8 protein-coding genes and 1 pseudogene are annotated in these 6662 nt (G+C 67.4%); 5 read left to right on the forward strand and 4 right to left on the reverse strand.

Annotation, left to right across the window (positions count from 1 at the left end; genetic code table 11):
• Nucleotides 1-1850: radical SAM protein (locus ACFQEU_RS09465; protein ID WP_379781525.1), on the reverse strand; the 1850-nt coding region annotated here is incomplete at its 3' end.
• A gap of 231 nt (nucleotides 1851-2081) precedes the next feature.
• Here ACFQEU_RS09465 and ACFQEU_RS09470 point away from each other — a divergent pair.
• The 3 genes from ACFQEU_RS09470 (at nucleotide 2082) to ACFQEU_RS09480 (ending at nucleotide 3233) form a co-directional block, all read left to right on the forward strand.
• On the forward strand, nucleotides 2082-2318 hold the full coding sequence (locus ACFQEU_RS09470) for an antitoxin VapB family protein (protein ID WP_379781527.1): 237 nt from the start codon (nucleotides 2082-2084) through the stop codon (nucleotides 2316-2318).
• Nucleotides 2254-2709 carry a type II toxin-antitoxin system VapC family toxin gene (locus ACFQEU_RS09475; protein WP_379781529.1) on the forward strand — a complete coding sequence of 152 codons (456 nt, stop codon included), beginning with the start codon at nucleotides 2254-2256 and terminating at the stop codon, nucleotides 2707-2709. The genes ACFQEU_RS09470 and ACFQEU_RS09475 overlap by 65 nt, the downstream gene beginning before the upstream one ends.
• Before the next feature lie 128 nt (nucleotides 2710-2837).
• Nucleotides 2838-3233 (forward strand): hypothetical protein, encoded by a 396-nt coding sequence (locus tag ACFQEU_RS09480; protein ID WP_379781531.1) that lies wholly within the window; start codon nucleotides 2838-2840, stop codon nucleotides 3231-3233.
• A gap of 145 nt (nucleotides 3234-3378) precedes the next feature.
• Here the strand turns inward: ACFQEU_RS09480 and ACFQEU_RS09485 are convergent, their stop codons facing one another.
• Both ACFQEU_RS09485 and ACFQEU_RS09490 read right to left on the reverse strand, forming a co-directional pair.
• Nucleotides 3379-4311 (reverse strand): hypothetical protein, encoded by a 933-nt coding sequence (locus ACFQEU_RS09485; RefSeq protein ID WP_379781533.1) that lies wholly within the window; start codon nucleotides 4309-4311, stop codon nucleotides 3379-3381.
• Between the two features lie 5 nt (nucleotides 4312-4316).
• Nucleotides 4317-5798: a DNA methyltransferase gene (locus ACFQEU_RS09490; protein ID WP_379781535.1), complete on the reverse strand. Its 1482-nt coding sequence runs from the start codon at nucleotides 5796-5798 to the stop codon at nucleotides 4317-4319.
• 32 nt (nucleotides 5799-5830) lie between these two features.
• On the opposite strand from ACFQEU_RS09490, the gene ACFQEU_RS09495 reads away from it, so the two are divergent.
• Nucleotides 5831-5986 carry a DUF7559 family protein gene (locus ACFQEU_RS09495; RefSeq protein WP_379781537.1) on the forward strand — a complete coding sequence of 52 codons (156 nt, stop codon included), beginning with the start codon at nucleotides 5831-5833 and terminating at the stop codon, nucleotides 5984-5986.
• Between the two features lie 2 nt (nucleotides 5987-5988).
• Nucleotides 5989-6420 (forward strand): Hsp20/alpha crystallin family protein, encoded by a 432-nt coding sequence (locus tag ACFQEU_RS09500; protein WP_379781539.1) that lies wholly within the window; start codon nucleotides 5989-5991, stop codon nucleotides 6418-6420.
• A 6-nt stretch (nucleotides 6421-6426) separates the two neighbouring features.
• Here the strand turns inward: ACFQEU_RS09500 and ACFQEU_RS09505 are convergent.
• Nucleotides 6427-6662, reverse strand: a pseudogene (locus ACFQEU_RS09505) (sarcosine oxidase); the annotation flags it as partial.

Below are 6662 nucleotides of genomic sequence, written 5' to 3' on the forward strand. Positions count from 1 at the left end.
GGGGAACGCGCGTCCGGCCCGGGGCCCGATCCCGGCGTGTCGCGGCCGGGGATCGACACGGCGGTGTCGCCGGCGACCGCGAACCGGGAGAGGTCCGCCACGCCGGCGTCGACGTCGTCGACGGAGTCGTACGGACGGCCGACGACGACATCGCCCGCTTTGCTTCGGTTGATCCCCGGGATCGCGGTCAGCTCGTTCATCGACGCGGCGTTGATGTCGAGCGGGTAGGGGACGCCCGTGACGGACCGGTAGCCGTGGTCGGTGATCGCCACGTCGATGGCGGTCCCGAGCTCGCGCTCGCCGGGAACGGCGACGAGCAGCGCGTACGTCCCGAGCTGCCGGCCGAACGTCTTTCCGTCTTGGTGGTACTCCAAGTGAACGTCGGGCAGGACCGTTCCCGGCGGCACCACTCGGTCGAGCATCGGGTTGTCGATCGTCTCGCGAACCTCGCGTTTGTACGCCTGGAACTGGTCTTTGTGCTCCTGAGCGATCTCCGCGCCCGTCTCGGCCATCTCCGTGCCCGCGAACGCCATCACCTGTCGGATGTTGATCCGGCGGAGCATCAGCCCCTCGTCGTACACCGACTGGAGGAACCGCTTGTTGTGTTCGTACGTCTCCGGCCGCTCGCCCGTCAGCCCGTGGACGAGGTTGATCCCGGGGAGGAGTTTCGGGAGCCGCGGCGAGGCGTCCGGACCGGTCGAGGGGCCGTACCGATACTCGTCGTTCGGGCCCGGGACGCCCCCGGGTGCGCCGGCCGGCTCGTCGCCCGGTCGCCACCCACCTTCCTCGTTGACGACGCGAACGGCCTCCAGACACTCCTCGGCGGTGACGAGCAGGTTGTTCTGCTCTTGAACCACGGGATCCGCGGATTCGAGCCCGAACGCCGCCGTGTCGCCGGGCGTGTTGTGCTCGGCGATGACCCGGATCGCCTCCCGGGAGGCTTCGGGGTACTCCGTGATCGTCACCGGGTTCATGTTGTCGAGGTGGAGCGTCTTCAGGTCGGGCGCGACCGCGCGGATGCCGCCGTACAGCTCGCGTAACGCGTCGGGGTTCGGGGCCTCGCCGTCGCCGCCGAACGCGAGGATGTCCGCCTGTCGGCCCAGCCGGAAGTGTTTCACTCCTCGGTCCGAGAGCGCGTCGACCTCGTCGACGACGGAGCGCGCCGCCCTGAACGCGGGGTTGCCGTACAGCGGCTCCGTACAGAACGAACAGCGGTACGCACACCCCCGGGAAGTCTCCATCTCGCAGATGAGGTAGTCGGGGTGGTTCGGATGCTGCTCGACGACGAACGCTCCCTTCGACGCCCAGCGGTCCACCTCCGCGTTGTCGCGCATCCGGTTGTTGAACCCCTCGAGCCCGGAGTCGACGAGGTCGTACGCGGCGGCCTCGACGTCCCCTTTGGCGACGAACTCGTAATCGAGGTCGTCGCGCTCCATCTCCTGTGCACCCGCGTTCTCCTCCCCGACGCCGAACCGCACCGGGCCGCCGAGCAGCGTGACGCCGTCGGCGGTCCAGCCGAGCTCGCGGACCTCGTCGGGCTCGGCGGGCGTCCCGCCGACGTACTTTCCCGGAACCGTCATCCCGCCGACGTAGACGAACAGGTCGGCGTCCGCCACGTCGGCGTGTTTCGACCGGTCCTCGCGGAGCTCGTCGATCGTGTGGTAGGTGATCGACGACTCGGGAACCCCCGCGTCGACGAGCGCGCCGGCGGTGTACCGCGGATACGTCGAGACGTACGGCGGCACGCCGAAGTGGGCCGGCTCGTCGACGTAGCCGTCGACGATGGTGACGGCGAGGTCCGTCGGACGCGGCGGGGCGGAGCCGCCGCCGGACGCGGGCGGAACGGTCATATTGCCGTCCCGTACTCGGTCGAGACGGAAAACGCGTGCGGATGGGCCGGGACGGTCGCATCGTCGATACGACAGACGGTCGAAAAGTCGTGAGGTGCCAGGCAACGGCGGGTGCCTCACAGATACGACGACAATATCTCGATCGCCCGGTCGAGCGGTTCATCGCGGATCCGGCAAACGTATGCCGTCATCAGGAAAGGTCTTTGCGAGTCTGCATACAACTGTATGCACATGTCGAAGAGCATCCGCCTCTCCGAGGACGCTTACGAGCGACTGGAAGCCCGCAAACGCGAAGAGGAGACTTTCTCAGACGTCGTTCTGAGGCTTGCAGGCGAGCGCTCCCTGCTGGAACTCGCGGGGGTCCTCAGCGACGAAGAGGCCGACGCCTTCCGCGAAGCCATCGATGAACGGCGCGATCGTCGGAGTGATGAGTTGGAGCGGATCACGGCAGAGATGGAGAAAGCGTAGCGTGCTCCGGGACACATCCTTCCTGATCGACCTGATGAACGGCGATGAAGACGCCGTGGAGAAAGCGAGGGAGTTAGAAACCGAGCTGATCCAACAGCGGCTTTCAGCGATGACGCTGTTCGAGCTGTACTACGGTATCGCTCGCTCAGGACAGTCGGGTGAGGAACGCGAGAAGGTTGAGAACGTCCTCGCCTCGAAGCCCATACAACCCGCCGATACAGCCGTAATGCGGAAAGCAGGGCGTCTCTCCGACGAACTGATGCGCGAAGGGAATGCGGTCGGTGACGGTGACGTGATTATCGGTGCGACAGCCGACGTCGTCGAGGAGCCCGTTCTCACACGAAACGTCGAAGACTTCGAACGCCTCGATGTCGAAGTAGAGACTTACTGAACGCACACTGGACAGCCAGTATCCTCCCGATACGCCATCTTCGACGTGACATCCTCCTCCGCCTTCAGGCGGAGGTATCCGTCGCGTCGTACCGTATCGTTTTACCCCTGGAAACGACATCGCCTCGTATGTCCCCGGACAAGCCCTCCCGCCGCCAGCGACTCGGCAGCTACGTCGCGATCGGCCTGTTCTGTGTGTTCGGCGTCGTCCAGTTCGCCGCCGCCGACCCCCGACCGTGGGGGGTCGCTGCCGGCTGGGCCGTGGCGACCGTCATCGTCTTCGGACCGCTCGCGTGGCTCGCGCGGGATCGACTTCCGCCAGATCGGCTGGAGACGCTCACCTACGTGGCCTTCGGCGGCGGGATACTGCTCGCGTCGCTACTGCTCGGTATCTCTCTGGCGTTCGAGCCCGCGCTCTTCCCGTACGGCCCCGGGGTCCTCGTCGGCGTCGCGCTCGGGACGCTCCTCGTCCTCCTCGCCGAACGAACCGTGGTTCCCGAGCGGCTGCGCAGCGCGGGTATATAAGGAGGTCACGAGCGGCCCCTGCTGCGTATATAAGTGATCTTCCCCGAAGTCGGCCACCTCGTCGGAGCGACCACTCACCGTACCAACGGCACACCGCATCGGCAACGCACTGCAGTACGGACCCACTGCAAGGACGACCCGCCACTCAGCGACCCCGCAGCGCGTATATATACCCCTCGACCGCGACGGCCTCCGGATCGACCGAGTCGCCGGTGACGGCGTACCCGCTCTCGAGCGCGCCGAACGCCCCGAGACAGGCGGCGACCGAGTCGAGGGCGTCGCCGCCGCCGTTCGCGACGATCCGGTCGAGGAGACGCTCGCCCGATTTATATGTGAGCTCGCCCGTCGCGGCCAACCCCTCCGCGTTCCGCCGCCGTCGGGTCGTCTCCGCGTCGCTCGCCCCTTTATATTTCGTCCGACACAGGCCGAGTGCGTCGAACACCGCGGCCGGGTACGTCTCGACGAGGGTCGGGCCGGCCGGGGCGTCAGGTCGCCACTCGAGAGCGTTTCCTTTTATGTCGCCCGCGGTGTCCATCGGTGCGACCCGAACGTCGTCGACGACGGGCGCGAGCACGTCCCGAATCCCGTAGAAGGTGATCGTGTCGGCGATGAACCCGTACGGCGAGCGCGCGCCCACGGCGGCGTCCGTCCGGCGTTTGTCGTAGGTTCCCTCGCCGTACTCGTCGGTCAGCGCGACACACCGCTCCGCGAACGCGCGGACCGGATCCGTGGCGTCGCCATCGGCGTCACCAACCAGCGACCCCGGAAAATCAGTTATAAATCCCCGCCACGAGCCGTATCCCGCCGCCTCGACGAGGAACGCCGGCAGCCCGAACGGGACGTCGAGGCCGACGACCGCGGCCTCGTCGAGCCCGCGGATCCAGTCGGCGAGCGCCCGCAACGCCTCGGAACGGGCCGCCGATGGGAGACTCAAGAACTCGACGAGCGGCTCGACGCTCCGTATCTCGATGCCACCGTCGACGACTGTTCCGGTCGTGATCCACGTCTTCCCGCCCGCGTCGCGCTCGGCGGCGCTGAAGTCGACCCCGTAGACGGGACGGGGGCGTTCGGTAGACACGGGAGTCACCCGAACGAGCCGAGCGTCTCCTGTGTCCCGCGCACGGTCTTCGTTTTGAGCCCGTCGGGGTCCTCCTTGATCGTCAACTCGCCCCGGTGAGCGATCAGGATACGGTCGATCTCCGTCGCCTCGCCCTTCGTCTCGCCCCAGATCCGCGATACTTTCTCGTTGTCGGGGACGCGGTCCTCGACGATCCCGCCGACCTCGAACCCGTCCATCGGCTCGACGACCGCGTCGGCGACCTCGCGGGCGAGGTTGATCACTTCGTCGCCCTGGTCGACGTCACCGATGACGAACGCCGCGACGCCGGTCTCGTCGTCGAGGACCTCGTCGGCGACGCGGAGGGTGTCGGTCATGAACTCCAGGTACTCCGCGAGATCGAGCTCGTCGTCCAGCCGCTCGTCGACGACGTCGGGCTCCTCGTCGAGGAACCAGAGCCGGATCCAGTTGTAGAGCCCGTACTTGAGCACCTTGAGGTACGGCGGGGAGGTGAACAGGAGGTCGACGCCGTCGCCGACGTCGCCCCCGGCGTCATCGATCTCCGCCAGCGCCTCGGGGAGGTCGCGCACGTCACCGTACACCGCGTGACCGCGCCGTTCCGGCCGCCCGTCGCTGTACACGGTCCGTAGCCGTTCGAGCAGCTTCTGGAACACGTCTCGGTCCGGGACCTCCAACCCCTCCTCCTCGATGTAGTTGCCGAGGTAGTTCTCCGACATCGAGAACGTGTTCGGCATCGGCACCGAGAGGTACGCGTCGCTCTGGCCGTGCATCACGCCGAGCAGCATCGCGGCGATGAAGTTGTCCACGTCCGACAGCGCGTGAAGGTCTTCCGGGACCCCCTGCTCTCCCAGGCCGAACTCGCGTTTGAGGTAGACGAGATGCCCGAGCGTCCGCTCGTGGTACAGCATTCGGATCCGGTCCGGTACGTCGTCCATCGGCGGTCGGGTGTACGCCGCGGAGAGCTCGTCGAGCCGCTCGGCGACCGCGGCCGACGGCGGCGGGTTCACCTTCGCGCGGGTGAGCACGTACGCCATCGGGTTGAGGTCGTTGCCGATCCCGACCCGCCCGTCGACACACGCCTGGAGCGCCGTCGTCCCGCGACCCGAGAACGGGTCCAGCACCACGTCCCCCTCGTCGGTCAGCTTCCGGACGAAGTAGTGCGGCAGCGACGCGGGGAACATCCCCATGTACGAACACATCGGGTGAAAGCTGTGCTCCCACTTGCGTTTCAGCGTCCGCCACGCCGGCTCGATCCCGTCGAGGTCGCCCATTACCGATCGGTGGGTGAGTCCGTCTAATGAAGCCGTCGGTGCCGCTCTTTCGTCGATCCCTCCACGGTCCGCCCGCATCCTCTCCCGACGACCGCTCGGCGGTCCGATCGCGTCAGTCTCGTCGCTACCGCCCTCGCCGCTGCCGCCCTCGCCGCTACCGCCCTCGCCGCTGCCACTCCTATCGCCCGCGCCGCTATCGCCGTGATTCGAGGCCAACGTTGATTAGTCGCGCGGCCGTATCTGCACACATGCCTGCAACGAAGGAGGTCGAGTGTCTCACCGACGACTGCGACCTCGATATGTTCGAGAACCACTACACCTACGACGTCCCCGACGACCACGCGGTCGGCGACCTGACGTGCCCGTACTGTGGCGGAAGCGAGCTCGCCGAGATCGAGGTCTGACGGTGGCCCGAATCGTCGACACCGGCCGGTCCGTGTTCCGCCGTGCGCTCGAGAAGGTGGGTCGCGGCTGGAGCAAGATGCAGGAGCGACGGCCGCTCTCGTACGACCTCCTCGAGAGCGACGACGCGTACCTCGTCGTGTTCGACGCACCCGGCGTCCGCGGCGAGGACGTCAAGGTGAAGTTCCTCGATCACACGGTCGAAGTCCGACTCGACCGCTTCCGCGAGTTCTACGACGGGTTCGAACTGATGTTCCCCGGTCGCGGACTCACCCTGTCGGGCAGCGCCACCCTCCCCGCCGACGCCGACGTGACCCCGCAGGGTGCCACCGCGACGCTCACTCGCAACGGCACCCTCGAAGTCGAGATCCCGAAGGACGGCGTCGCCGACGACGTGCAGGTCGTCGAGGAGGAGGACGCGGACGCCGACGAGTAGCTGCGGTTAGTGCTTTCGGGAACCGTGCTCGCCACGGCTCTCCACGCTCATTCCCTCGCGGATCTCGAACTCCTCGTCGCCGTCGAACCGGTTCGGGTCGAACGCGTCGACCCACGGCGACCGCGCGGACCGTGATCCCGCTCTCACGTCCGACCCGGCCGACAGCGACGCCACCACTCCCTCCGCGACGTGTTCGCCCATCGCCGGCGCGCGCATGAACCCGTGGCCCTGCCAGCCGGCGG

This window comes from Halorubrum tibetense, from assembly GCF_042661865.1.
GTDB classification, from domain to species: domain Archaea; phylum Halobacteriota; class Halobacteria; order Halobacteriales; family Haloferacaceae; genus Halorubrum; species Halorubrum tibetense.